The organism is Luteibacter sp. PvP120, assembly GCF_054055715.1.
Genome location: NZ_JBSRXP010000007.1, coordinates 63383 through 87770, shown reverse-complemented (window position 1 = coordinate 87770; position 24388 = coordinate 63383). Strand labels below are relative to the sequence as shown.

24 protein-coding genes are annotated in these 24388 nt (G+C 67.4%); 10 read left to right on the top strand and 14 right to left on the bottom strand.

All coding sequences use genetic code 11. The features are described from left to right. The first annotated feature begins 7 nt into the window (after positions 1-7). Positions 8-544 carry a lipocalin family protein gene (locus ACVKN3_RS14905; RefSeq protein ID WP_456992014.1) on the top strand — a complete coding sequence of 179 codons (537 nt, stop codon included), beginning with the start codon at positions 8-10 and terminating at the stop codon, positions 542-544. A 133-nt stretch (positions 545-677) separates the two neighbouring features. Continuing rightward, positions 678-962 carry a YchJ family protein gene (locus ACVKN3_RS14900; RefSeq protein ID WP_456992012.1) on the top strand — a complete coding sequence of 95 codons (285 nt, stop codon included), beginning with the start codon at positions 678-680 and terminating at the stop codon, positions 960-962. Here the strand turns inward: ACVKN3_RS14900 and ACVKN3_RS14895 are convergent. Continuing rightward, positions 941-2110 carry an ATP-binding protein gene (locus ACVKN3_RS14895; RefSeq protein ID WP_285402889.1) on the bottom strand — a complete coding sequence of 390 codons (1170 nt, stop codon included), beginning with the start codon at positions 2108-2110 and terminating at the stop codon, positions 941-943. The two genes, ACVKN3_RS14900 and ACVKN3_RS14895, sit on opposite strands and share 22 nt — an antisense overlap. Before the next feature lie 168 nt (positions 2111-2278). Between ACVKN3_RS14895 and ACVKN3_RS14890 the strand changes: the two genes are divergently transcribed. Further along, the gene (locus tag ACVKN3_RS14890; protein WP_285402887.1) at positions 2279-2584 is read left to right on the top strand and encodes a WYL domain-containing protein; all 306 of its coding nucleotides are present in this window, start codon (positions 2279-2281) and stop codon (positions 2582-2584) included. Positions 2585-2591: 7 nt separating this feature from the next. On the opposite strand, the gene ACVKN3_RS14885 is transcribed toward ACVKN3_RS14890, so the two are convergent. The 4 genes from ACVKN3_RS14885 to gltB all read right to left on the bottom strand — a co-directional run bounded on the left by ACVKN3_RS14885 (position 2592) and on the right by gltB (position 10322). Next, a complete protein-coding gene (locus tag ACVKN3_RS14885) occupies positions 2592-3386 on the bottom strand; it encodes an SDR family NAD(P)-dependent oxidoreductase (protein WP_036139388.1) in 795 nt (264 codons plus the stop codon). Between the two features lie 104 nt (positions 3387-3490). Next, positions 3491-4261: an NRDE family protein gene (locus tag ACVKN3_RS14880; protein WP_285402884.1), complete on the bottom strand. Its 771-nt coding sequence runs from the start codon at positions 4259-4261 to the stop codon at positions 3491-3493. 170 nt (positions 4262-4431) lie between these two features. Continuing rightward, positions 4432-5874 (bottom strand): glutamate synthase subunit beta, encoded by a 1443-nt coding sequence (locus ACVKN3_RS14875; RefSeq protein WP_354516081.1) that lies wholly within the window; start codon positions 5872-5874, stop codon positions 4432-4434. Then, positions 5871-10322 (bottom strand): glutamate synthase large subunit, encoded by a 4452-nt coding sequence (gltB, locus tag ACVKN3_RS14870; protein WP_354516083.1) that lies wholly within the window; start codon positions 10320-10322, stop codon positions 5871-5873. The genes ACVKN3_RS14875 and gltB overlap by 4 nt, the downstream gene beginning before the upstream one ends. A gap of 365 nt (positions 10323-10687) precedes the next feature. Here gltB and ACVKN3_RS14865 point away from each other — a divergent pair, with 365 nt between their 5' ends. Together ACVKN3_RS14865 and ACVKN3_RS14860 are read left to right on the top strand one after the other, a co-directional pair. After that, positions 10688-11860, top strand: coding sequence for a murein hydrolase activator EnvC family protein (locus ACVKN3_RS14865; RefSeq protein ID WP_354516085.1), 1173 nt, complete (start codon positions 10688-10690; stop codon positions 11858-11860). A gap of 14 nt (positions 11861-11874) precedes the next feature. After that, on the top strand, positions 11875-13242 hold the full coding sequence (locus ACVKN3_RS14860) for a S41 family peptidase (protein WP_354516087.1): 1368 nt from the start codon (positions 11875-11877) through the stop codon (positions 13240-13242). 64 nt (positions 13243-13306) lie between these two features. Here ACVKN3_RS14860 and tatC read toward each other — a convergent pair whose 3' ends face one another. The 4 genes from tatC to ACVKN3_RS14840 all read right to left on the bottom strand — a co-directional run bounded on the left by tatC (position 13307) and on the right by ACVKN3_RS14840 (position 15533). Continuing rightward, complete coding sequence (gene tatC / locus ACVKN3_RS14855; RefSeq protein ID WP_354516089.1) at positions 13307-14074, bottom strand: twin-arginine translocase subunit TatC; 768 nt, start codon at positions 14072-14074, stop codon at positions 13307-13309. Beyond that, on the bottom strand, positions 14061-14507 hold the full coding sequence (gene tatB, locus ACVKN3_RS14850; protein ID WP_285402871.1) for a Sec-independent protein translocase protein TatB: 447 nt from the start codon (positions 14505-14507) through the stop codon (positions 14061-14063). The genes tatC and tatB overlap by 14 nt, the downstream gene beginning before the upstream one ends. 13 nt (positions 14508-14520) lie before the next feature. Further along, positions 14521-14766 (bottom strand): twin-arginine translocase TatA/TatE family subunit, encoded by a 246-nt coding sequence (tatA, locus tag ACVKN3_RS14845; RefSeq protein ID WP_285402869.1) that lies wholly within the window; start codon positions 14764-14766, stop codon positions 14521-14523. A gap of 77 nt (positions 14767-14843) precedes the next feature. Further along, positions 14844-15533 carry a lipid-binding SYLF domain-containing protein gene (locus ACVKN3_RS14840; protein WP_036139369.1) on the bottom strand — a complete coding sequence of 230 codons (690 nt, stop codon included), beginning with the start codon at positions 15531-15533 and terminating at the stop codon, positions 14844-14846. Between the two features lie 110 nt (positions 15534-15643). On the opposite strand from ACVKN3_RS14840, the gene hemH reads away from it, so the two are divergent. The 3 genes from hemH to panS are packed head-to-tail and all read left to right on the top strand — an operon-like array spanning position 15644 to position 18532. Further along, complete coding sequence (gene hemH / locus ACVKN3_RS14835; protein ID WP_354516092.1) at positions 15644-16765, top strand: ferrochelatase; 1122 nt, start codon at positions 15644-15646, stop codon at positions 16763-16765. Beyond that, positions 16758-17594 (top strand): alpha/beta fold hydrolase, encoded by an 837-nt coding sequence (locus tag ACVKN3_RS14830; RefSeq protein WP_354516094.1) that lies wholly within the window; start codon positions 16758-16760, stop codon positions 17592-17594. Before hemH ends, ACVKN3_RS14830 begins: the two co-directional genes overlap by 8 nt. Further along, entirely contained in the window at positions 17591-18532 is a 942-nt protein-coding gene (panS, locus tag ACVKN3_RS14825; RefSeq protein WP_441295034.1) for a ketopantoate/pantoate/pantothenate transporter PanS, read from the top strand. The genes ACVKN3_RS14830 and panS overlap by 4 nt, the downstream gene beginning before the upstream one ends. A gap of 13 nt (positions 18533-18545) precedes the next feature. On the opposite strand, the gene cyoE is transcribed toward panS, so the two are convergent. Genes cyoE through ACVKN3_RS14805 form a run of 4 tightly spaced genes read right to left on the bottom strand, consistent with a single transcriptional unit; the run spans position 18546 to position 21905 of the window. Continuing rightward, positions 18546-19463, bottom strand: coding sequence for a heme o synthase (gene cyoE / locus ACVKN3_RS14820; RefSeq protein ID WP_036139362.1), 918 nt, complete (start codon positions 19461-19463; stop codon positions 18546-18548). Next, positions 19460-20611, bottom strand: coding sequence for a COX15/CtaA family protein (locus tag ACVKN3_RS14815; protein ID WP_285402862.1), 1152 nt, complete (start codon positions 20609-20611; stop codon positions 19460-19462). The genes cyoE and ACVKN3_RS14815 overlap by 4 nt, the downstream gene beginning before the upstream one ends. After that, on the bottom strand, positions 20611-21177 hold the full coding sequence (locus tag ACVKN3_RS14810; protein ID WP_285402860.1) for a hypothetical protein: 567 nt from the start codon (positions 21175-21177) through the stop codon (positions 20611-20613). The genes ACVKN3_RS14815 and ACVKN3_RS14810 overlap by 1 nt, the downstream gene beginning before the upstream one ends. After that, positions 21174-21905, bottom strand: a complete 732-nt coding sequence (locus ACVKN3_RS14805) for an SURF1 family protein (protein WP_285402858.1) — start codon at positions 21903-21905, stop codon at positions 21174-21176. The genes ACVKN3_RS14810 and ACVKN3_RS14805 overlap by 4 nt, the downstream gene beginning before the upstream one ends. A gap of 59 nt (positions 21906-21964) precedes the next feature. Here ACVKN3_RS14805 and ACVKN3_RS14800 point away from each other — a divergent pair, with 59 nt between their 5' ends. Further along, positions 21965-22183, top strand: a complete 219-nt coding sequence (locus ACVKN3_RS14800; protein WP_036139356.1) for a twin transmembrane helix small protein — start codon at positions 21965-21967, stop codon at positions 22181-22183. A 54-nt stretch (positions 22184-22237) separates the two neighbouring features. On the opposite strand, the gene ACVKN3_RS14795 is transcribed toward ACVKN3_RS14800, so the two are convergent. After that, the gene (locus ACVKN3_RS14795; protein ID WP_285402854.1) at positions 22238-22522 is read right to left on the bottom strand and encodes a helix-turn-helix domain-containing protein; all 285 of its coding nucleotides are present in this window, start codon (positions 22520-22522) and stop codon (positions 22238-22240) included. Positions 22523-22800: 278 nt separating this feature from the next. Between ACVKN3_RS14795 and ilvA the strand changes: the two genes are divergently transcribed. Further along, positions 22801-24381, top strand: a complete 1581-nt coding sequence (gene ilvA / locus ACVKN3_RS14790) for a threonine ammonia-lyase, biosynthetic (protein ID WP_354516098.1) — start codon at positions 22801-22803, stop codon at positions 24379-24381. Positions 24382-24388: the final 7 nt, after the last annotated feature.

The following is a 24388-nucleotide window of genomic DNA, read 5'->3' as shown; positions in this document are numbered from 1 at the left end:
CTACACCATGCGCATCGCCCTCACGGCCCTCCTCCTCTCCATGGCCACCACCGGCGCCCTCGCCAGCACGCCGGTCACGGCCGTGTCGCACCTCGACCTGGATCGGTACGCCGGCACCTGGCACGAGATCGCGCGCCTGCCCATGTGGTTCCAGCGCAAATGCGAGAAGGATGTCACCGCGCATTACACGCCCCGGCCCGACGGCACGGTCACCGTACACAACGCCTGCGTGACCGCCGAGGGCAAGACCATCGCCAGCGATGGCGTGGCACGACGGCCCGAGCCGTTCGCGCTGGGCAAGCTGCAGGTGCGTTTCGCGCCCGCGTGGCTGTCGTGGGTGCCGCTGGTCTGGGCGGATTATTGGGTGATCGCGCTGGACGACGACTACCGCTGGGCGATGATCGGCCAGCCGGGCCGCAAGTACCTCTGGATACTGTCCCGCGAGCCCTCGCTGGACCGGAAGACCTTCGAGGAACTCAAGGCGCGCGCGGTGTCGATGGGCTACGACCTTGGCCCGCTGATCGTCTCGGGCAAGGTCGACTGACGCCATGGCTGCCTCGGACTCTTCGGGCACTGCCGGCGCGTCCGGCCCTTGCCCCTGCGGCAGCGGTCCCTCCTATGCCGCATGCTGCGGCCGCTGGCACGCCGGCGAGGCCGCCCCGACCGCCGAAGCGCTGATGCGCTCTCGCTACAGCGCCTATGTCCTCGGCCTGGAGGCGTATCTGCTGGATACGTGGCACGCATCCACACGGCCATCCCATCTCGGACTGGCCACGCAGTCGCCCCGACCCACCTGGCTGGGGCTGTCGGTGAAACGCCATGACAATCCGTCGGCGGACACGGCTGTCGTCGCGTTCGTGGCGCGCCTGCGCATGGGCGGCGGCAGCGCGGAGCGCATGCAGGAGACGAGCCGCTTCGTGCGCGAAGACGGGCGCTGGTTTTATGTCGACGCGGCGTCCTGATCCACGGGTGGCCATCTCCCTTCCCGTTCCAACCGCTCGTACCATGTGCGCATTCCGCTGTCCTCCGGTGCGTAGTCGCCCCTCGCCGACTTCCAGATAAGCGGTGGCTCTCGATTCCTGAGCTTTTCGGTGGCCGCCTGTGCCGTACCTGCCTGCACCAGCTTGCCGTGCGCCTCGGTGTACTCCTTCAGGGCATCGCCGGTGAACAGCTTCCCTTCTTTTCCGTGGGAAAGAACGCGTGTAAGTATGGCCCGCTCCAGCGCAGATAAGCTTTCGTAAGCATTCGCATAATCCGCAGCCCGGTCTTGCTCGTAGTGATGGGCCTGGATGTCGAGCAAGTCGTGGAAATTGTCGTCCGTCAGCCGGCTGAACGGTCCGGCCACCCGGGTTATGGCGTTCTGGATTTCCTCAGGACGATGGTCGAAGCGAACGAACGTTTCGTACAGGCGTTGGTTGTCGATGGCGAGCGCTGGTTTGGCAACCCGAAGGTGCCCTGCAAGGAAGTCCATGTAAGGATCGCCGAGCAGCGGCAACTCGTTGATCGTCGATCCCAAGAAGGGCGTGCTGTTGCCATGCACCAAGCGCAACAGCTTGTCGCGGTCGGAGCCCGACATCACCAGACCAAGCCGGGTAACACCGGGGCTGTTGATGGTATCCCGCGCCGATTTGAGCGCGAACATGGCATTCATGCCTTCCTTGGATGTGATGGCGTGCTGCGCCTCATCCACGATCAGGACGACGGGTCTTTCGACTTTCTCGATGAGGGATTTGAGGGCATCGGCCAGACTGGCGCCGGGCTTGCTGCCGATATCCCCGAGATTGAACTCCACACCATGGATACTGACTTTGCTGAGCCCCACGGCTTGAGCAGCGCGTGCTACGGCACCCTGTGCCTTGGCAAGGGCGCTAGCGATGGTGTTCGCAATCAGTTCACCGGGATCTGTGCTGGGATTCTTCCAGAGATCGACGTAAAGCACCAAGGCATCCAGCTTCTCGAGAGCCGGGGTCAACTCTTCGATAAGGAATGTAGATTTGCCCGTTCGGCGAGGCGCGCCGAGGAACAGGGTGCTCGACGTGAAGAGACCGGCTTTCAGGACCAACGTGGCGGACTCGGTGGCGACATCCGGACGCTTGAAATGCAGTTCCATGGTTTTACGTGTCAAAAGTCTAGTTTACTTAACTTAAGCTTCGCTACTTAATTTTTCAAGAGCGACTTCAAGTGCATGTATTTAGTAATTTTTTTCTTTTAAATCAGTTTTTCCATTCTCACTTAATTTAAGTGAATCAACTTAAATCGAACCAGATGAGGGATATCGGTGGCCGGCGATAACGGCACGGCGGTCTGCCAGGCCATCCGCGAGCGACGCCTGCTGGCCATCGAATACGGCGGCACGCACCGGCTGGTGCAACCGCATGTCTATGGGGACGACCACGCCGGCCATCGCCTGCTCAGCGCCTATCAGGTGAGCGGCGACAGCGCGTCGGGCGCGTCCCGGGGATGGAAGTCGTTCCGCATGGACCGGGTCGGCTCGGTGGTCTTGACCACCGAGCGGTTCCATGGGGCGCGCACCGACTACCAACGCGACGACGGCGCCTTCGCGCGTGTGCTGTGCCAGCTGTGAGCGCTGGTCAGACGATCGAGCGGGTGACGCCGCCATCGACACGGATCGCGGCGCCGGTGGTGCCGGAGGCCTGTTCCGAGGCGAGGTACACCGAGGCGTTGGCGACCTCTTCCACGCTGAGCAGGCGCTTGATCAGCGACGTGGGACGATGGGTCTGGATGAAGTCCTTCTCCACCGCTTCCATCGCGATGCCCTGTTCCTTCGCGATCTTGCCGAAGAACTCGCTGACACCTTCCGACAGGGTCGGCCCGGGAAGGATCGCATTGACGGTAACGCCGGTACCGGCCAGCACCTCGGCCAGGCCGCGCGACACACCGAGCTGGGCCGTCTTCGTCACGCCGTAGTGGACCATCTCGGCCGGCACCTGCACACCCGATTCGCTCGAGATGAACTGCACGCGGCCCCAGCCACGTTCGGCCATGCCCTTGGCGTAATGACGCGACAGGCGAACGCCCGAGTTCACGTTCACTTCGAAGAAGCGCGTCCATTCGGCGTCGTCGATGGCGAAGAAATCCTTCGGCTCGAAAATGCCCAGGTTGTTCACCAGGATGTCGGTGTCCGGCACGGCGCGGGTCAGCGTCGCCGCCCCTTCGGCCGTGCCAAGATCGGCGGCCACACCGGTGACGGTGGCGTTCGGCGCGGCTTTCTTCACGGCAGCGATGGCGTCGTCCACACGGGCCTGGGTGCGCCCGGTCACGACCACGGCAGCCCCCGCGACGGCCAGGCCGGTGGCGATGGCCAGGCCGATGCCAGCGGTGGAGCCGGTGACGATGGCATGGCGCTGGCTGAGATCGATGTGCATGGGGTGGCTCCGGACAGGAAAGGATCACCTTATCGTCGGGGCGCAGCCGGCGGGGATCAATTGCCGGCCGGGCAAAAGAGCCTTTCCGCCGGGGAAAGGGCGGATCAGCGCGGCACGTCGGCGTCGATGCGGGTCTCGCCCTCGAACACGCCGTGGGGCCCGAAGCGACGCTCGCCGATCATCGTGCGGCCCTCGTTGTCGACGAGGATCACGGTGCTGGCGCGCGTGCCGTAGTGTTCCCCGACGATGAACGCGCTGGAGAGGAAACGCTCGCGCTCGATGCCGATACCCGTGTCCGGCAGCACGTCGTCGGGCCAGACGCCGCGATCGGCCAGCAGCGCGAACAGCCTGTCAGGGTCGCCGCTGCCGTCTTGCGCCAGCCAGTCGCCAAGCCGCTGGACCAGCGCGCGCGTCTTCGGCCACGGCGCGTTGAAGTCGGCATTGCTCAGGCCATGCACGCCGGCGGCCACCGGCTGCGCACGGGCCACAGGGTGGTTGCCCAGGTAGTACGCGTCGTCATGATCGAAGGTCAGCAGGTTGAACGGTCGATAGTCCCGCGCGCTGGCCATCAGTTCGATGGCGTGGGTGCGTGCGGGCAACGTGGCGCCGAGATAGTCGGCCACCAGCAGGCCCCGTGACAGGCCACTGTGGTCGGCATGCATGTCGCGCACGTTGGTGATCACGCCGACGCGTCCATCCGGGGCGACGCCGGCCCAGGTACCGCCGGCCTCGAGGTCACGACCCGCGAGGATCTGCGGCGCCTCGTCCCACGCGGCCAGCGGCGCCGTCGGCCGCGCATGGAACTCGTCGCGGTTGGCGACCAGCACCAAACGCCACTGCGGGTGGGCGCGCCAGGCAAAAGCGATCAGGCACATGGCAGCGTCGGGGCGTGCAGCGGCATGCGCCCATTGTGCGCCCCGTAGGTCACGATGACCATGTAGGAGCGCACGATGTGCGCGATGGGGGGTGCGTCATCGCCGCTTCGTCGGCTTTTCGCGCACATCGTGCGCTCCTACACGCGGCTTTTCGCGCACATCGTGCGCTCCTACACGGCCTGGCGGAGGGGGGCCGTGTGTTTTGCGGTGGCGAGCATGCGCACGATGGAGGCGGCGGCTTCGCGGCCATCGTAGACGGCACGGACGACCAGATCGGCGCCGCGCACGTTGTCGCCACCGGCAAACACCTGCGGATGGCTGGTCTGCAGCGGCAGGCGACCTTCGCCACCGACCGCGATGCGTCCGCTGTGATCGCGTTCGATGCCGAAGGCGTCGCACCAGTCGGGCGGACTCGGCTGGAATCCGAAGGCCTGGATGACGACGTCGGCCGGCAGGTCGGTTTCGCTGCCTTCGATGTTCTGCGGACGCGGGCGACCGTCGAGGCCCGCCACCAGTTGGGTCTCGACGACGCGAACGGCGGTGATGCGGCCGTCCTCACCCAGCAGGGCCATCGGCTGGCGCTGGAACAGGAAGCGCACGCCCTCCTCGCGGGAATAGCCGACTTCGCGGCGCGAGCCGGGCATGCTCGGCTCGTCGCGACGGTACACGCAGGTGACCGAGGCGGCACCCAGGCGGATGGCCGTGCGATTGCAGTCCATGCCGGTATCGCCACCGCCGAGCACCACGACGTGCTTGCCGGCGAGGTCGTACTCGGCGGACGGCTCCTCGTCGCGCAGCAGCCGCTCGGTGTTGCCGATGAGGAAGGGCAAGGCATCATGCACGCCCGCCAGGTCACGACCTTCCAGTTGGCCGTCCACGTAGGTGTACGCACCGGTGCCGACGAACACGGCGTCGTAATTGGCGAGCAGGTCGTCGAACGCGATGTCGCGCCCGATCTCCACGCCGAGGTGGAAGGTAACGCCCATGCCCTCGAGCACCATGCGCCGCGTGCGCACGATCGCCTTGTCGAGCTTGAACGGCGGGATGCCGAACGTCAGCAGGCCGCCGATCTCGTGCTGCCGGTCGAACACATCGGCAGCGATGCCCGCGCGACGCAGGCGATCCGCGCAGGACAGCCCGGCCGGACCGGCACCGACGATGGCCACTCGCGCACCGGTGTCCTTCACCCGTGACAGGTCGGGGCGCCAGCCCTGGCGGATGGCTTCGTCCGTGGCCCAGCGCTCGACGCTGCCGATGGTGACGGCGCCGAAATCGCCCTGCTCCAGCGTGCATGCGCCCTCGCACAGGCGATCCTGCGGGCACACGCGACCACAGATTTCCGGCAGCGGATTGGTCTCGTGCATCAGCGTGGCCGCTTCGAACAGCCGTCCGTCCTGGACCAGCTTCAGCCAGTTCGGGATGTAGTTGTGCACCGGGCAGGCGTGCTCGCAGTACGGGTTGCCGCAGTCGATGCAGCGTTCGGACTGCGCGGCGGCCTCCGGAGGGGCGAAGTCGCCGGAGATTTCGCCGTATCCCAGCACACGCACGGCGACCGGCACCGTGCGTGGCGTCTGTCGCGGGATCTCGAGGAAACGGAAATCCTTGCTGCTCATGCGGCACTCCGCAGTTCTTCCGCCAGCGCATCGAGGCTGGCGGCCTTGGGTTTGACCAGCCAGAACCGCTGCAGCAGGCCACGGAAATCGCCCAGCACCTGGCGGCCCCAGGCGGAGTCGGTGAGTTCGGCATGCCGGGCGATGAGCTGGCGCAGGTGCTGCATGTAATGTTCCATGCCCTCGTGCGAGATACGCACGATGTCGACGAGTTCGTGGTTGTAGCAATCGACGAAGTTGCGCTCGATGTCGAGTACGTAGGCGAAGCCGCCGGTCATGCCCGCGCCGAAGTTCAGCCCGGTGCGACCCAGCACCGCCACCACGCCGCCGGTCATGTATTCACAGCAGTGATCGCCGGCGCCCTCGACGACGGCCAGCGCCCCGGAATTGCGCACGGCGAAGCGTTCGCCGGCCTGGCCCGCGGCGTAGAGTTCGCCGCCGGTCGCGCCGTAGAGGCAGGTGTTGCCGATGATCGAGGCATCCTGGCTGGCGAAGGGCGAATCCGCCGGCGGACGGATGACCAGACGGCCGCCCGCCATGCCCTTGCCCACGCCGTCGTTGGCCTCGCCGGTGAGGTCAATATGCACGCCGGCGGCATTCCATGCACCGAGGCTCTGCCCGGCTGAGCCGAACAGGTGCAGGTTGACCGGCTTGCCGCTCATGCCCATGTCGCCCCAGCGACGGGCCACGTCACCGGAAAGGCGCGCGCCGATGGCGCGGTCGGTGTTGACGATGGGATAGGTGAAGCTGCCGCCCAGCCCATCCGTGACCGCTTCACGGGTTTCCGCGGCGATGCGGCTGGCGAGGGTGGCCGGATCGCGCATGGGGTTGCGTGCGAAGGTGCAGGCGAAGTCCACCTTCGTACCCAGGCCGTCCTCGCTGATGAGCGGGGCCAGGTCCAGGCGCTCTTGCACGATGGTAACGCCCTCGCGCTGTTCGAGGCGCCCGCTCTGGCCGATCAGCTCGGCCAGCGAACGCACGCCCAGTTGCGCGAGGTGGCGACGGACATCCTCCGCGATGAAGCGGAAGTAGTTCATCACCATCTCGGGGAGGCCGATGAAGTGTTTCTGCCGCAGCACGGGATGCTGCGTGGCCACGCCCGTGGCGCAATTATTGAGATGGCAGATGCGCAGGTACTTGCAACCCAGCGCCACCATCGGGCCGGTGCCGAAGCCGAAGCTTTCAGCACCCAGCAGCGCAGCCTTGATGACGTCGAGGCCGGTCTTCAGGCCACCGTCCGTCTGCAGGCGCACGCGACCGCGCAGGTCGTTCAGGCGCAACGTCTGCTGGGTTTCCGCCAGGCCCAGTTCCCACGGCGTGCCCGCGTACTTGATCGAGGTGAGCGGGCTGGCGCCGGTGCCTCCGTCGTGGCCGGACACGGTGATCAGGTCGGCGCCGGCTTTCACCACGCCCGCGGCCACCGTGCCTACGCCCGCGTGCGAGACGAGCTTGACCGAGATCAGTGCCTTCGGATTCACTTCCTTGAGGTCGTGGATCAGCTGGGCCAGGTCTTCGATGGAATAGATGTCGTGGTGCGGTGGCGGCGAGATCAGGCCGATGCCCGGCTTGGCGTAACGCAGCCGCGCAATGGTGGCATCGACCTTGTGACCGGGCAGCTGGCCACCCTCGCCCGGCTTGGCACCCTGGGCGATCTTGATCTGCAACACCTCGGCGTTGACCAGGTAGCTCGGGGTGACGCCGAAACGACCCGAGGCCACCTGCTTGATCTTCGACGCGCGCTCGGTGCCGTAGCGCGAGGGATCCTCACCGCCTTCGCCCGAGTTGCTGCGCCCACCGAGCCGGTTCATCGCGATGGCGAGTGCCTCGTGTGCTTCCGGCGACAGGGCACCCAGCGACATGCCCGCGGAATCGAAGCGACGGAGGATGTCCTCCACGGGCTCGACCTGGTCCAGCGGGATCGGCGTACCCACGCGTGGCACCAGCAGGTCGCGCAGTGCCGAGGGCGGCCGCGTATCCACATGGTGCGCGTACGCTTCGTAGTCGGCGTAGTTGCCCGTGCGCACCGCCACCTGCAGCGTGGCGATGACATCGGGGTTGTACATGTGGAATTCGCCACCGTGCACGTACTTGAACAGGCCGCCGGCACGCAGCGCGTGCGCTTCGTCCCAGGCTTCCGCGGCCAGCAGGCGTTGCTCGCGTTCCAGGTCGTCGAAGGTGGAGCCACCGATACGCGAGGGCGTACCCGGGAAACAGGCTGCCACCACTTCCGGCGACAGGCCGACGATCTCGAACAGCTGCGCACCGCGATAGCCCGCGACGGTGGAGATGCCCATCTTCGAGAGGATCTTCAACAGGCCCTTGCGGATACCGCGGCGGTAGTTGCGGCCGATCTCGCGCGGTGCGCCCTCGCCGTTGCGGATGTGTCCGCTGCGGCCCATGTCGAACAGGCTCTGGTAGGCCAGCCACGGATAGATGGCCGTGGCACCGAAACCGATCAGGCAGGCGAAGTGGTGGGGATCGCGTGGCGTGGCCGTCTCGACCATGATGTTGCACTGGCAGCGCAGGCCCTTGTCGACCAGCCGCGCGTGCACGGCGCCGGTGGCCAGCAGCGCATGGATGGGCAGGAGGTCGCGACGCGGGTAGCGGTCGCTCAGGAACACGATGCGCACGCCCTTGCGCACGGCGGCTTCCGCCTCGTCGCAGAGTTGGGCCAGCGCCTGCTCGAGGGTTTCGTCCGCGCCGTACATGAGGTCGAAGCGCGGCGTGTCCGCGTACTCCGGATTGGCCAGGATCTGGCGCAGCTTGCGCTGGGAGAGGATCGGCGAGTTGAGCAGGATCTGACGGGCGTTCTCCGGCCCGAGGTCGAAGATGTTGCGCTCCTGGCCGATCTGGGTGACCAGCGACATCACCAGCCGCTCGCGCAGCGGATCGATCGGGGGGTTGGTCACCTGGGCAAAGCCCTGGCGGAAGCGGTCGAACAACGGACGGATCTGCCGCGACAGCACGGCCATGGGCGTGTCGTCGCCCATCGAACCGGTGGCCTCGGCTTCGGTTTCGGCCAGCACCTTCAGCACCGACTCGCACTCCTCCCGCGACAGCCCGAAGAGCTTCTGGTAGCGGCGCAGTTCGTCCGCCGGCAAGGGCTCGGCGGCCAGGCTGGGATCGATCAGGTCGGATTCGAGATAGGTGACGCCTTCGCGCAGCCAGTCGCGGAACGGGGCACGCCCACGGTTGATCGCATCGATGTCGGCATCGCGCAGCAGGCGATGCTCGCGGAAATCGACGGCGATCATCTCGCCCGGCGCAAGGCGACCCTTGGCGACGATGCGCGCCGACGGGACATCCCACAGGCCGGCTTCGGAGGCCACGATCAGGTGGTTGTCGTCCGAGAGCGCCCAGCGCGCCGGACGCAGGCCGTTGCGGTCCAGCGTGCAGGCGGCATAGCGTCCGTCGCAGATGACCAGGCCGGCCGGGCCGTCCCAGGGTTCGCTGTGCAGCGCGTAGTATTCGTAGAACGCGGCCAGGTCTTCGTCGATGTCCTCGCGCGCGGCGTAGGCCGGCGGCACCAGCACACGCATGGCGGTGAGCAGGTCCATGCCACCCATCAGCAGCACTTCGAGGGCGTTGTCGAGGCTTTCCGAGTCCGAGCCGCTCTGGCGCACCAGCGGACCGATGTCCGACAGGTCAACGTGCTCGGAGCGCATGACGGCCGTGCGCGCCTGCATCCAGCGACGATTGGCGCGGATGGTGTTGATCTCGCCGTTGTGCGCCAGCAGGCGGAAAGGCTGGGCCAGTCGCCACTGCGGCGAGGTGTTGGTCGAGAAGCGCTGGTGGAAGACCACCGCGTCCGCCACCAGGGCCGGATGGGCGAGGTCGGGATACACCTGGCGCAGGCGGCCGGGCGCGGCCATGGCCTTGTAACCGATGACCTCACCGGACAGCGAGACCACGTAGAACTGCCTGTCGTCGGCAAGGCGCAGTTCCGTGCGACGACGCGCCCGGAACAGCGCGGCCTCGAACGCCGCGACGGGCATGTCGCCCGGGGCGTCGACGAATACCTGCCGCACGCGCGGCATGGACGACGCAGCCAGCGGGCCGCAGGCCGCGGTATCGACGGCGACATCGCGCCAGCCGGCGACGGAAAGTTTCACCGCCGCCAGCTCGTCCTCGAGCACCCGGGCCGCGGCATCGTCGCCCTGCGGATCGAGGAACACCACGCCCGCGGCGAAGTGCGTAGCCAGCGTGATGCCCGCTTCTCCAGCGAGCGCGCGCAGCCACTCCACCGGGCGCCGGATGAGCACGCCGCAGCCGTCGCCGCTGATGCCGTCGGCATTGACGCCACCGCGGTGGGAAAGACGGGCGAGTGCGTCGAACGCCGTGTCGACCAGCGCGGCGCTGGCGTGACCGTCGATCTGCGCGACGAGACCGAAGCCGCAGCTGTCGTGTTCGAACGCCTCGTCATAGAGGCGCGGAATGCCTTGCTTCACCATCCGCCTCCTGGTGGCTTGGTTTTGCTGGGGTGGCGCATGCGTGGCCCCACGACCTGGAACGGCCGACTCTTCACGCATGCGCAGAGGACGAGCGACCCACTTTAGTCACATTTGCCGCGGCGCGTCAAAGCGTTCGGACGTCCAAACACGAATGCAACGAAAATCTTACGGATGGCCCCCGCAGACCACTGCGCGCGAATGGCGCCCGTCAGCGCCTGCAAGGCCATACCAGCCCCTGCCGCCGGTCCGTGCCGGCCGGGCGGCCGTTCGACTGGTACCGGTGGCGCGGCGGGGTACAAAAGTCCCTCGGGGCATTCCCGGGCACGGACAGGCGGCCCGGCCCCGGGATGGGTAATAATCGCCGGATGCGCCCACGTCCCCGCCTCGCCTTCATCCTCGCCCTCGCCGCTGCCTCCCTCTCGCCCACGCCACCCGCCCTGGCGGCCCAGGATGCGAAGGCACGGACGCAGCAGGAGGAAACCCGGCAGAAGCTGGAAGGTGTCCGCAAGGACATCGACAACCTGACGAAGGAACAGCGCGAAACGGCCAACGCCCGCGACAGCGCCAATGCCGCGCTGGCGAAACAGGCCGAGCAGGTCTCGGCTGCGGCGAAGGCCGTGCGCGCCACCGACGGCGACCTGCAGCAGCGCCAGCACGACCTCGAACAGCTGAACACGCAGCGCGCCAGCATGGAAGCCGGTCTCTCGAAGCAGAAGGATGCCCTGGGCGACCTGCTGCGCGCCACCTACACGCTGGGCCGTGGTTCCGACCTGCAATTGCTGCTGGGCGACGAGGACGTCAACCGGATATCCCGCGCCCTGGCGTATTCACGTTACTTCCAGGACAACCGGGTCGAGAAGATCCACGGGCTGCTGGCGGATCTTTCCCGCCTGCAGGAGGTCGAAGCTGCCATCACGGCCGAACAGCAGAAACTCGAGGCCACCCGGGCGGAGCGCGAGGCACGCGCCGCCGAACTGGAGAAGCAGCGGACCAGCCAGGCGAAACTGGTGGCCGAGGCGGATTCGAAATACAAGGACCAGGCCCAGCGCATCGCCGCCCTCAAGCAGAACGAGCAGGACATGAACGCGCTGGTCGCGCGACTGCAGAAAGTGATCGACGAGGCGGCCAAGGCGGCCGAGCCCGCACCGGCGCCCAAGGGCGCGCCCGCCGCCGCACCGGTGGGCAACCTGCGCGGCAGCCTGCCCTGGCCGACCAACGGGCCGGTGCACGCCTTCGGCAGCGGCGTGATCATCGTCGCGCCGCGCGGCAGCGAGGTAAAGGCCGTGGCGCGTGGTCGCGTGGTGTTCGCGAACTTCCTGCGCGGCTACGGCATGATGATCATCGTCAACCACGGCAACGGTTTCATGAGCATGTACGGCAACAACGAGACGCTGCTGCACGGCGTGGGCGACATGGTGGAGGCCGGCGAAGCCGTCGGCACGGCCGCCGCGCCCGCCGGTGACAACGGCGCGTACTTCGAGCTGCGCCAGGGTGGCAAGCCCATCGATGCGCGCGGCTGGCTGAGCAAGAAGCATTGATCCCGGAGACACGCATGCGCCAGCACCCCCTTCGTCTCGCCCTCGCACTGGCCCTTGCCGGTGCGGTGACGGTTCCTGCCGCCGATGCACAGCAGGCGAAGCCGACGCCCATCCGGCAGCCCGATGCGCCCGCGGCGTCGTCCACGTCGGCCGCCAAGGTGGCCAGCCAGGCCGACGACACGGTGGACCTAGACGACATTCGCAATTTCACGCGGGTGTACCACATCGTCCAGCAGGCCTATGTCGAGAAACTGGACAACAAGACGATCATGAAGGCCGCCATTGGCGGCATGCTGCAGAACCTCGACCCGCACAGCGAATACCTCGACAAGGAAGGCCTGGCCGAACTCGATGAAGACACCACGGGCCAGTACGGTGGCCTGGGCATCGAGGTACTGCAGGTGGACGGCAGTCTGAAGATCGTCTCGCCGATCGACGACACGCCCGCCTCGCGCGGTGGCATCAAGGCCGGCGACACCATCCTCAAGGTGGACGGCACGGTCGTCGACAGCCAGAACATCGACGACGCGTTCAAGAAATTGCGCGGCGATCCCGGCAGCAAGGTCACGCTGACGATCCTGCACGAGAAATCGGACAAGCCGATCGACGTGCCCCTGGTGCGCGAACGCATCGCGGTCACCAGCGTCAAGCTTCGCCAGCTCGATCCGGGGTATGTCTACATCCGCATCAGCCAGTTCCAGGAAGATACCTCGACCGACCTGGACACGAAGCTGGCGGCATGGATCGCGAAGAACGGCGCGCCCAAGGGCGCGGTACTGGACCTGCGCTCCAACCCCGGCGGCCTCCTGACCACGGCCGTGGGCGTAGCCGACACCTTCCTCGACGCGGGTACCATCGTCACGACCAAGGGCCGCCTGCAGGACGCCAACCTGCGCTTCGACGCGCACCCCGGCGACCTGTTGAAGGGCGCACCGATGATCATCCTGGCCGACAACGGCACGGCGTCTGCGGCGGAGATCGTCTCCGGTGCGCTCAAGGACAACCATCGCGCGCTGATCATGGGCCGGCGCACGTTTGGCAAGGGCGTGGTGCAGACCGTATTGCCGCTGGACGCGGACCACGCGGTGAAGATCACCACGGCGCGGTATTACACGCCCAACGGCACATCGATCCAGGCCGAGGGAATCAAACCCGACATCGCGCTGGCGGATCTGTCGGTGACCAAGAGCGAGACGGCACCCCAGCTGATCGGCTCCGAGGCCGACCTGCCCAACCACCTGGTCAACGAAAAAGCCTCGGCCGACGAGAAGGGCGCCGCCGATGACGACGGCAAGCTGGCCACCCAGGATTACGCGCTGTCGCAGGCACTGAACGTACTGAAGGGCCTGGCGCTGGGTCGCGCCGCCACGCACACCCCTTAGGCCGGCAACCCCGCAGGCCATGACGCGCACCGCGCCGCAGCCGCGCGCGATGCGGGCCGCCGGGTCAGGCGACGGGGTCCGCCGGCGCGGGCTTGAGCAGGAACTTCACGGCCAGCAGCCCGAGCTCGTAGAGGATGCACATGGGCACGGCCAGCATCACCATGGACAGCAGGTCCGGCGGCGTAATGAACGCCGCGATGGCGAACGCGCCGACGATGGCGTAGCCCCGGCCCTTGCTGAGTTTTTCCGCATCCACGACGCCGATCGCGGCCAGGATGACCACCGCTACCGGCACTTCGAAGCACAGGCCGAAGGCGAAGAACATCAGCATGACGAAATCGAGGTAATGCGTGATGTCAGTCATCATCGCGACGCCATCGGGCGTGACCGCATTGAGGAACTTGAACGCCGCCGGCAACACGACGAAATAGGCGAACGCGCAGCCTGAGTAGAACAGCACCAGCGACGCCACCAGCAACGGCCGGGCCAGGCGCTTTTCGTGCCGGTACAGCCCGGGGCTGACGAAGGCCCACAGCTGGTAGAGGATCATCGGCATGCTGATGAACAGCGCGCAGAAGAACGCCAGTTTCAACGGCGTGACGAACGGGCTGGCCACCTCCGTGGCGATCAGGTGCGCGCCCTGCGGCATGCGCTCGACCAGTGGCTTGGCCAGTTCGGCGTAGAGGTGGTTGGCCACGGGTACGAGTGCCAGCAACACCACCAGCAGGACGACGATAGCGCGCAGCAGGCGGGAGCGCAGTTCGATCAGGTGGGAGAACAGGCCTTCTTCGACGACGTCGTCGCTGGAGGGGCCGGTGTCAACGGGGCTCATGTGGTTCGTTCCGGGGCGGCGTGGACTCGCCGTAGGCCAGGGGGAGCATGTCGCGTGCCGGATCGGGCACGCGGCCCTCGGCATGGGCTACCTGCGGCTCGGTAAAGGCGTCGCGCGCCTGCTCCCCGGCCTGCCGAGCCTCGCCCGCCGCGGCGCGGAAATCCTCGCGGACGCTGTTACCAGCGGCACGGATGTCATCGCGCACGCTGTCGTGGGTGGCCCGGGCGTGCTCGGCCGTCTCGCGCAGGGTGCGCTTGATTTCCTCGGCCTGGATCTCCCGCTCGACTTCGGACTTCACGCTGTCCCAGCCGTTGCGCATGCGCCGCAGCAGGGCGCCCGCCGTGCGCGCGGCATGGGGCAGGCGCTCGGGGCCGAGCACGATGAGCGCCACTACCGCGAGCAGCAGCAATTTACCGAAGCTGATCTCGATCATGGCGCCGCCGGGATCACGGAGTGCGGTCGCGCGGCTCGACGGTTTCGGTGTGGGTCGGCGGCACCGGGGTGACCGGCGGCGGATCGGCGCGCAGTTTGTCTTCGCGCTCGCGGGCCGCCCGTGCTTCTTCGTCGCCGTCCAGGCCCTTCTTGAAGTCGCGCATGGCACCGCCCAGGTCCGAGCCGATGTTGCGCAGCTTACGCGTGCCGAAGATGAGCACGACGACGAGCAGCAGGAGGACGATGTGGGTAATGCTCATGAAAACCTCTCAGGCCCCGCTCTGGGAGCCGGTGGGACGGCCCGCGCGCCACGCGGCGCAACGGGTTGGGACGACGATCAGCGGTTAGTGTACTCCTCCAGCTTATCCCTGAAATCGACTACTTCGCTGGGGACGTTTGTCACGCCGCCTTCGAAAATGCGACGCGGCGTGATGCCGGGGCCGTAGATCTGCTCGTTGGTGTCCTCGTCGATGGCGATGCGGCTGCCATCCAGCGCGACACCGGCGAACAGGCCCTTGGCGCGCGAATAGGTGTAGATCTCGGCCTTCATCTGGCCATCGGTGGCCGCCGTCGCAGAGCGACCGACCGGGCCCGCCGCCGCGGAGGCGTTGGCACCCATCGTGAACTTGCCGTTGATGATGCCGTCGATGCCGCGATCGGTGCGGAAGACGAGGATGACATCGGTGGACTGGATACCGGCCTGGAAGCCGACGCCGGCACCACCCACCGAGATGAAGTTGGGGTTGGACCAGGTACCGTCGTGCGTCTTGATCGAGATCAGGCCTTCGCCCTTGGAACCGGAGAACACGAAGCCGCCCTTGACCATGCCCGGGATGATGGCGATGGCGCGCGCATTCCTGAGCAGGTCGGCCGGCAGCGATTTGTCCGGGGCGTCGTCCATCATTTCGGACAGCACCCGCACGGCCTCGCGCGCCTGTTTGCGCGGCGGATCGGCGGCCTGGACGGCCAGCGACGGCAGCAGGGCGAGCAGGCCCAGGGCGAGCAGGCGAAACGGACGAGATGACATCGGGTGGCTCCTTTCGTGACGCGGAATGGCAGCGGGTGCGACAGGGACTACAGGCCTCGACACCCCGGCATATGGCAGACTGCGACGATCCTCGCGAATGCCGGACACCGATGCCTGGTTCACCAAACTATACCGGCCTTGCCGGCTATTCCCACGACACCGTGCCCCAGGCCGGTGTGCTGCTGGTTAATCTCGGTACACCTGAAGCCCCCACCGCGGCGGCCGTACGCCCCTATCTGGCCGAATTCCTCGGCGATCCGCGGGTCATCGAGTACCCGCGACTGCTGTGGAAGGCGATCCTGCACGGCGTGATCCTGCGGGTGCGCCCCAAGCGTTCCGCCCACGCCTATTCGCGTGTGTGGACTCCCGAGGGCTCGCCCCTGCGCACGGGCAGCGAGGCACTGGCCGCCGCCCTGCAGGCCGAGCTCGGCCGCCGTCGCAGCGGGCCCATCCGCGTGGCGCTGGCCATGCGCTACGGTCGGCCCAGCGTGGCCGCCACCATCGCGCAGTTGCAGCGCGAGGGCGTCCGCCGGTTGCTCGTGCTGCCGCTGTATCCGCAGTATTCCGCGACCTCCACGGGCAGCGTCTTCGACGCCGTGGCCGATACGATCAAGGGCCTGCGCTGGCCGCCGGAACTGCGGCAGGTCAACGATTACCACGACGAGCCCGCCTACATCGCCGCCCTGGCCGCCAGCGTGCGCGAGCATTGGCAACGCCACGGTCAGGGCGAGCGCCTGCTGATGAGCTTCCACGGCATCCCCGAGCGTTACGTGCGCAACGGCGATCCCTACTTCTGCCAGGCCCATGCCACCGCGCGCCTGCTGCGCGAAGCCCTCGGGCTCACGCCCGAGCAGGCGCCGATGAGCTTCCAGTCGCGCGTGGGACGCGAGCGCTGGCTGCATCCGTACACCGACGAGATGGTGAAGTCGCTGGGCGCCCAGGGCGTGAAGCGGATCGACGCGATCAGCCCGGGCTTCGCCGTGGACTGCCTGGAAACGCTGGAGGAAATCGCCATGCAGAATGCCGATTTCTTCCGCGAGGCGGGTGGCGAGACACTCCACTACATCCCCTGCCTCAACGCGCGCCCCGACCATGTGGGTGCCATCGCGGACCTGGTGCTGCGGCACACGCAGGGCTGGCCGGAGTTCGCCGAGGACTACGACGCGGTGGCCGTGGCCGCGCGCCTGGCCGCCTCGCGCGAACGCGCCCGCAAGGCCCACGCCGATGCGTGAGCTGCGTATCGCCCTTCCCGGAATGGAACTGGGCGGCATGAGCTGGGGCGAGCCGGATGCGGCACCGCTGGTCGCCCTCCATGGCTGGCTCGACAACGCGGCCAGCTTCGCGCGGCTTGGGCCGTTACTCGCGGATCGTTTCCACGTGATCGCCCTGGACCTTCCCGGCCACGGGCATTCGGATCACCTGCCCGAGAGCGCCACCTATACCCATCACGACTACGCACGCGCGGTGCTGCTGGCGGTCGATGCACTGGCCCTGCCCCGCTTCCACCTGCTCGGCCATTCGCTGGGCGCGGGCGTGGCCACCATGGTCGCCATCGCGGCCCCGGAGCGCGTGCGGGCACTGGCGTTGATCGAAGGCCTGGGGCCCCTGGGCGACGACGGCTCGCGCACCCTGGACCGGTTCCGTGAAGCGATGGCGCCGAGACCCGAAGGCAACCGGCCGCTGCGCGTCTTTCCCGCCATCGACGATGCGACCCGCGCCCGCGCGCTCGCGAGCGGCCTCGATGCCGGACTGGCCCGCCCGATCGTCGAGCGCGGTTTGCGCGAGGTCGATGGCGGCTACAGCTGGCGCAGCGATCCGCGCCTGTCACGGCCCACCGCCATCCGCCTCGCCGAGACGCAGGTCATGTCGCTGCTGCTGGGTCTTGCCGCGCCGACCTCGTTGCTGCTCGCGCGTCCGCATCCGCCCTACCTCGAACCCGAGGCCCTGCAGGTGCGCATCGACTGCGTCGACCAGATCGAGGTGACCCACATGGACGGCGGCCATCACCTGCACCTGGAACACCCCGACGCCGTGGCGACCTGGATGCACGGGATGCCATGACCGGCGGCCATCGCTCCCTGCTCGCGTGGGTCACCCGTCTCTTCCCGCTCTGGGCGATCGTCGTCTCACTGGTCGCCTACCTGCACCCCGGGGTGTTCCTGCCGGCGGGCGCATGGATCGTCCCGCTGCTCATGCTGGTGATGTTCGGCATGGGCGTGACCTTGAGCCTCGACGATTTCAGGCGCGTGCTGCTACGCCCGCTGCCGGTGCTCGCCGGCACCTTCCTGCATTACCTGGTGATGCCGCTGGCCGCCTGGGCACTGACCCGCGCGTTCGCCATGCCGCCGGACCTCGCCGCGGGCATGATCCTCGTGGGCAGTGTTGCCAGTGGCACCGCCTCCAACGTCATCATCTACCTTGCCAAGGGCGACGTCGCACTGTCGGTCACGCTGTCGTCGGTATCGGCACTGGTGGGCGTGGTCGCCACGCCGCTGCTCACGCGGCTGTATGTGGATACGCGGGTAGCACCGGACACATGGGCGATGCTGGTGAGCATCGTGCAGATCGTGGCGCTACCGATCGGACTGGGGCTGCTTGTCCACCACACGCTACGCGGCGTCGTGCGGCGGATCGAACCGGGCCTGCCCCTGTTCTCGATGACTTGCGTACTGATCCTGATCGGGGCCGTGGTCGCCGCCAGCCAGCCGTCCATCGCCACGGTGGGCGCGATCACCGTCGTCGCCGTGATCCTGCACAACGCCATGGGGCTGTTGGGCGGTTACTGGGGCGGCCGGTTGTTCGGCTTCGACGAATCGACGTGCCGCACCCTGGCCATCGAAGTGGGCATGCAGAACTCCGGACTGGCCGCGACGCTCGGCAAGCTCTATTTTTCGCCCCTGGCCGCGCTGCCCGGTGCGTTGTTCTCGGTATGGCACAACCTGTCGGGCTCGATGCTGGCGGGATACTGGTCGGGCAAGCCGACGCGTAAGGTCGGGTGAACCGGCCGGCCCGTCAGACGACGGGCTCGAGGCGGAAACCGGGCTGCACGATCGGATCGACCAGCCAGTGGTCGGCCAGCAGAAACGCGAACAACACCATCAGGTACACGATGGAATAGTTGAACATCTTCATGGCGAACAGTTCGTCGGGCGGGTTGAACATGCGCGCGGCGTACCAGAGGAAGCCCAGGCCCAGGATCACCGCGCCGAACAGGTAGATCAGGCCGCTCATGCCGGTGAAGAACGGCAGCATGGTCACGACGAACAGCAGGATCGTGTAGAACAGGATGTGCCAGCGTGTGAACACCACGCCGTGGGTCACCGGCAGCATCGGCACCTGCGCGCGTGAGTAATCGTCGACGCGGAAGATCGCCAGCGCCCAGAAGTGCGGCGGCGTCCACACGAAGATGATCAGCAGCAATTGCAGCGCGAAGGGATGCAACGAGCCCGTGACCGCCGTCCAGCCCAGCATCGGCGGCGCGGCGCCGGCCAGCCCGCCGATCACGATGTTCTGCGGCGTCGCGCGCTTGAGGTAGGCGGTGTACACCACCGCATAGCCGATCAGCGAGAAGAACGTCAGCACTGCCGTCAGCATGTTCACCAGGAACACCAGCACCAGCATCGATACGATGCCCAGTGTCATGGCGAAGACGAACACCTGCATCGGGGTGAGCTGGCCGGTCGCGAGCGGGCGGTGCGAGGTGCGCGCCATCAGCTTGTCGATGCGCTGGTCGATCAGGTGGTTGAACGCGGCCGCCGATGCGGACGCCAGCCAGATGCCCAGCGTGCCGAACAACGCCGCATGCCACGTCGGCAGCACGCGGCGGCCGTCGGCATCCACGGCCAGGAACATGCCGATGACGGCGCAGAAGACCAGCATCGCGACGACGCGCGGCTTGGTCAGCTCGAAATATTGCGCGGCTTTGCTCACGGGAACTCCGGGGTGACAGGCAGTCGCTGCGTGCTGGCCAGCGCGGCCAGCAGCGTGAACAGCAGCAGTGCGGCCACGCCATTGTGCGCCGTGGCCACCGGCAACGGCAGGCCCAGGTGCACGTTGCCGATGCCCAGCAGCACCTGGGCCACCAGCACCACCGCCACGGCGATGCCGACCTTGCGCAGGCCTCCACGCGCCAACCGGTGCGACAGCCAGCCCAGGTAGAGGAAGGTGACCAGCGCACCGATGCGGTGCGCCATCTGGATTGCACTGCGCGCGGCCATGTCGAGCACGCCACCCTCGTAGTTCACGCCGATGCCGCGCCACAGGACGAACGCCTGCGGGAAGTCGGTCTGCGGCCACCACTGCCCGAGGCACTGCGGGAAGTCCGTGCCGCAGGCCAGCGCCGCGTAGTTGGAACTGGTCCAGCCACCCAGCGCGATCTGGCAGACCAGCACCGCGATACCGACGGCGACCGGCGTGCGCAGCGCGGCGAAGCGATCGTCCGGTGTGCCGACACGCCACCAGCGCAAGGCAGCCCAGGCCAGCAGCGCGAACGTGGCAAGGCCGCCGAGCAGGTGGCCCATCACCACGATCGGCTTGAGCAGCAGGGTGACCGTCCACATGCCCAGCATGGCCTGGAAGATGATGACCGCCAGCGCCGCTACACCGATGCGCCATGCACCGGGACGCCTCAGCGTGGCCGCGGCGACCAGCGGCAACGCGATGGCCAGCGCGGACAGCAACGAGGACACCATGTAGGCCCCGCGCATGTACATGGCCACGCCGGCGGCGGCGAACACCGCTGAGGCCAGCACGGCGACCACCGCCATGCGCCGGCGCCATGCCGACATCACCGCGATGGCCAGCACCATGAAGCCGAGGCTGCCGGCGAGGAAACGATGCACCTGCTCACGCCATGCCTTGTGCGTCTCGTAGGGCCGGTCCGGGAAGGCCTCGTTGGCGCGGGCGATGTCCTGGGCGTGGCCGGGCCAGGTGGCCTTGCCGTAGCACGTCGGCCAATCCGGGCAGGACAGGCCCGCGTTGGACAGGCGCACGAAGGCACCGAACATCACGATGCAGAACGCGAACAAGGCCGCCAGCAGGGCCAGCATGCGCAGGGCTTTCAGGGCACGGGAAGACATCAGCGGATCACCTTCTGCATGTCCTTGCGCAGGCCGCTCGGGTCGAAGCCCGCGGGATACCAGGACAGGGCGGTGGCATTGGATTCGACCAGCACGGCGGCGACCGTGTCCGGCTCGGTGGGACGGAAACTGTCGAAGGCCTTCGCGGCATCGGTGCCGATCGCCCAGTCAGGCATGACGCCCTCCGCGCCGGGCGCCGTGGGTGGCGTACCGAGGTAGAGCAGGCGCAGGCGATCGGCGTTGCGGTTCAGCACGATGCGGGCGTTGCGCATCAGGGCCAGCGTCTGCAGGCATTGCGCCGCGCACCCCGGGCCGGGCAACGCGACCAGCGTGAGGCGCGGCTCGCTGTCGCGCCAGGCCCACGGTCGCCCGGCGACATCGACATGGACATCGGCGACGCTGCGCTGCGGAACGATCGGGCGTCCGTTGCCCTTGCCTTCCGGCTGCCAGCCGCTAAGCGTCAGCAGGCCGGCGGCGGCGATCGGCGCCAGGAACACCAGCATGATCAGCACGAGCTTGAACCGGCCGGTGCCGGGCGTGCGGGGGGATACGTTCGGATCGGTCATGAAGACGGGGGCCGGTTCGGGCGTCGCTTGCGATGCAGGAGGACGAAGATCACCACCGCCGCGAGGGCGAAGGTGAACCACTGGAAGGCATAGGCGCGGTGGCGGGCGGGCGGCATGAAGCCCGGGGTCCAGTCGCGTGCGTAGATGCTGGCCGGATCGGCGTCCAGGAGGAGGACACGAGGATACAGCGCGCGCCCCAGGTCGTGGCCGATCTCGGCGAGGTCGACATAGACCATGGTCTTTTCGGCGCCGTGCTGCTCCGGCAGGCGGTCGCCCCCGAGCCTTACCCCGACACCGGGCGACGGCACATAGAGCCCGCGCAGCGTGGTGGGGCCGGCGGGAAGCGGCGGCAGCCGCGGGTTGCCACCCCCCTCCTTCGGCAGGAAACCGAGATCGACCAGCAGCCAAGGCACGCTGCCCTGGGGAGCGAAGGGCGCGTACACATGCACGCCGACCCGGCCCGCATGGGTCTGGTCGTCCAGCAGGTAATAGTGACCGGGCAGGAAGCTGCCGCTCACCGCATACCGGGGATAACGATCCACCGGCGGCTGTGCGGCGGCGGGACCGAAGGCTTCCACGCCCGCCGAGGCGGATGCGGCGTAGCGCCGCAGCAGTTCGTCCTTCTCATCCGCGCGGTGCAGCTGCCACATGCCCAGGCGCACGAAAGCGAGCACACCCACCAGCGTGAGTGCGACAGCGAACCACGTCGGGCGCCGCAGGAAAGTCATGCAAGACGCCCCGCGGCCACGGCTATACTCGAATTGTCGATAGGGCGCGGAGCCGTCACGTGGAAACCATCTACAAATATGCGCTGGTGATCCTGCTGCTCGTGGTGTTGTTCAACCTCGGGCAGGCCCTGTTCTTCATGATGACCGACAAGGGCCAGAGCAAGCGCACCGTATGGGCGCTCACCCGCCGGATCGGACTCTCGTTGCTGCTCATCGCCATGGTGGCGCTGGGCATCTTCATGGGGTGGCTACACCCCCACGGGGTCGGTCAATTCTAGCGCGCGTGGCCGGGGGGCCAAGGCGCGGTGCGGCAATCGGTGCCGCAAGGACGATCAGGCCAGGGCGGCCAGGACGTTGTGGGGGTCCTTGCCGATGGCGCGCAACAGCGCCCGGGCCGGGCCGGTAGGCGCACGCCGCCCCTGCTCCCAGTTACGCAGCGTACCCACGTCGACATCCAGCAGCAGCGCGAACTTCGCCTGGGACAGACCCGTGGTTTCGCGCAGCTGCCGGATGGCGGCTGGATCGACGTGGAACATGCGCGACGCCTTCCGCTCGCCACGGAGGATGCCGTCCATTTCCTGGACGCTTTCCAGCAGGTCTTCGAAGAAGGTGTTCATGGCAAAGCTCCCTGACGCGATGATCGAATCGTGCGTCAATGACGTACATACGTCAATGACGAATAGCCAAGGCTCCCGAGGGTGTTGGTTGACAGGTCGGCAACTGCGCGCGAGGATCGAACCATGAACCGCGCCGTGGCACTCATTACGCTGATTAGCATCGCCATCCCCTGATGGTGGGTTGAATCACGCGCGCAAGGTGACCGACAACCCGCCCTACCGAGGCGGGTTTTTCATGACCGCCTCCGGAAAAAACGCATCGTCCGGAGACGTACCGCATGTCCCTACCCGCACCACGCCAGGCCAGCCAGGACGAACCGCTTCGCGACGCCTCGGATTACCTCCGCCTGGTCCTCACCGCGCGCGTCTACGACGTGGCTCGGCGCACGGAGTTGCAACACGCCGCGGTGCTGTCCGAGCAACTGGGCCACGACATCCTGCTCAAGCGCGAGGACACGCAGCCGGTGTCGTCGTTCAAGCTACGCGGGGCCTACAACCGGATCAGCCGTCTGGACCCCGCGTTGCGGGCCCGCGGCATCATTACCGCGTCGGCGGGCAATCATGCCCAGGGTGTGGCCTGGTCGGCGGCGAAGCTGGGCATTCCTGCTGTCATCGTCGTCCCTGAGACGGCGCCGCAGGTGAAGGTGGCCGCCACGCGCCGCTTTGGCGGCCCCACCGTGCAGGTCATCAAGGCCGGCGACTCTTATAGCGACGCCTACGCCCATGCGGTGCGGCTTCAAAGCGAACGCGGCATGACCTTCATACCCGCGTTCGACGATGCCGATGTCATCGCCGGGCAGGGCACGGTGGCGATGGAAATCCTGAGTGAGCACCAGGGACCCATCGACGCGATCTTCGTGCCGATCGGGGGCGGCAGTCTCGCCGCCGGCATCGCCGCCTATGTAAAGGCGCTGCGACCCGACATCCGCGTCGTCGGGGTACAGACGCAGGATTCCTGTGCCATGGCGCGCTCGATCGACGCCGGCCACCGGCTCGAGCTATCCGACGTCGGGCTGTTCTCGGACGGCACGGCCGTGAAACTGGTGGGTGAGGAAACCTTTCGCCTGTGCAAGGCCTACCTGGACGAGGTGATCCTGGTCGACACGGACGAGGTGTGCCGCGCCATCAAGGACATCTACCAGGACACACGGCGTTTCGTGGAACCAGCGGGCGCCCTCGCGGTGGCAGGAGCGCGTCGTTACGCGGCGCGGTGCACCGCTGATGCCGACGCCGCACGACTGACGCTGGTGGCCATCGTCTCCGGCGCCAACCTCAATATCGACCGGATACGATTCATCGCCGAGCGTGCGGCGGTGGGTGAATCGCGCGAGGCGCTGTTCGCGGTGAGCATCCCCGAGGAACGCGGCAGCTTCCTGCATTTCTGCGAACTGGTCGGCAACCGTAACGTCACCGAATTCAACTACCGGATGGACAGCCACGACCGTGCACGGATCTTCGTGGGCGTGGAGATCGATGAGCCCGCCGAAGAAGCGGCGCTGGCCGCGGTGTTCGAAGCGGCGGGATTCGCCGTGGTCGGCCTGGGTAACGATGAACTTTCCACGCAGCATATCCGCCACATGGTGGGCGGCCGATCCGCTGCAGCGCACGACGAGCGTCTGTTTCGCTTCGCCTTCCCCGAACGCCCCGGCGCCTTGATGCGTTTTTTGCGCTCCATGTCGCCCAGCTGGAACATCAGCCTGTTCCACTACCGGAACCAGGGCGCCGACTACAGTTCGACCCTGGTCGGCATTCAAGCGGGCGCCGGGGACGATCGGGAACTGACGTGCTTCCTCGATCGCCTCGGCTACCCGTACCGGGAAGAGACGGACAATCCGGCCTACCGTCTCTTCCTGCGTTAGACCGCCG